The sequence below is a fragment of the Cognatundibacterium crateris genome (assembly GCF_010078235.1).
Taxonomy (GTDB): Bacteria; Pseudomonadota; Gammaproteobacteria; order Burkholderiales; family Burkholderiaceae_D; genus Undibacterium; species Undibacterium crateris.
Genome location: NZ_JAABOS010000032.1, coordinates 1 through 1,163, shown reverse-complemented (window position 1 = coordinate 1,163; position 1,163 = coordinate 1). Strand labels below are relative to the sequence as shown.

The 1,163-nt window shown below is 52.4% G+C and carries 1 protein-coding gene; it reads left to right on the top strand.

All coding sequences use genetic code 11. From position 1 onward, the window contains the following. The first annotated feature begins 51 nt into the window (after positions 1-51). Positions 52-1,157 (top strand): IS3 family transposase gene (locus EYB48_RS18965; protein ID WP_202927843.1). Its coding sequence is split into 2 segments (ribosomal slippage): positions 52-310 and positions 310-1,157, totalling 1,107 coding nucleotides; the frame shifts between segments, so codons are not numbered across the junction. Positions 1,158-1,163 lie beyond the last annotated feature (6 nt).

Sequence of the window (1,163 nt, the reverse complement as noted above, 5' to 3'; positions counted from 1 at the left end):
CCCCCCCAAATTAGTACGATAAAGATGTAGAGTCTGCCGATAGGAGGCAGCATGAAAAAGCGATTTACGGAAATCCAAATCATCGGTGTGTTGAAGGAAGCGGAAGCTGGCAAGAAAGTGACTGACCTATGTCGTCAGCACGGCATCAGCGAAGCCACCTACTACAACTGGAAAGCCAAATTCGGCGGCATGAGCATCTCCGATGCGCAGAGACTCAAAGCCTTGGAGGCCGAGAATGGCCAACTCAAGCGCCTGCTGGCGGAATCGATGCTCGACAACGCTGCTTTAAAAGATATCGTCAACCAAAAGTGGTAAGCCCACAAGCCAAGCGTGCCGCCGTTTTGCATTTAATGACGGTCCATTCGCTAGGAATTACCGGTGCTTGTGGGCTGATCGGGATATCGAGATCGAACTACCGTTACCAAAGCCAACGGCAGGACGACACCTCGCTTAAAGCACGGCTGCACGATTTGCCCAACCTGAAGCGGCGCTACGTTTATCGGCGGTTGCACATCCTGTTGCGGCGAGATGGCTGGGCGATTAATCACAAGCGCACTTACCGTCTGTATCGGGAAGCCGGGCTGATGATTCGCCGAAGGAAACGCAAACGTATTGCTGGCGTCGAACGCGTAGTTAAAGCGACGGCGATGGCACCGAATCAAAGCTGGTCGATGGATTTCGTCTCGGACGGCCTGGTGGATGGACGACGAATTCGGTGTTTGAACATCGTCGATGATTTTACGAAACAATGCCTGGCGATTGAAGTGGATCGTTCCTTGCCCGGACTACGGGTCGTTCGCGTGCTGGAACGACTGGCAGAAAACCGAGGGCTGCCGACATCGATTACAGTCGATAACGGCCCGGAATTTGCCGGTAAAGCACTGGATGCATGGGCCTATGAACGGGGGCTTAAACTCCACTTTATCGAACCAGGCAAGCCGCAACGGAATGCGTACATAGAGAGTTTCAACGGCAAATTCAGGGACGAGTGCTTGAACGAACATTGGTTCGTTTCCCTGCGCTACGCGAGGGAAGCGATAGAAGAATGGCGTCAGGACTATAATGAGCAACGACCGCACAGCTCGATTGGCTATCTGACTCCGAATCAATTTGCAGACAGTTTTTTAACCGCGGACTCTAAATTGGTTTCGTACTAATTTGGG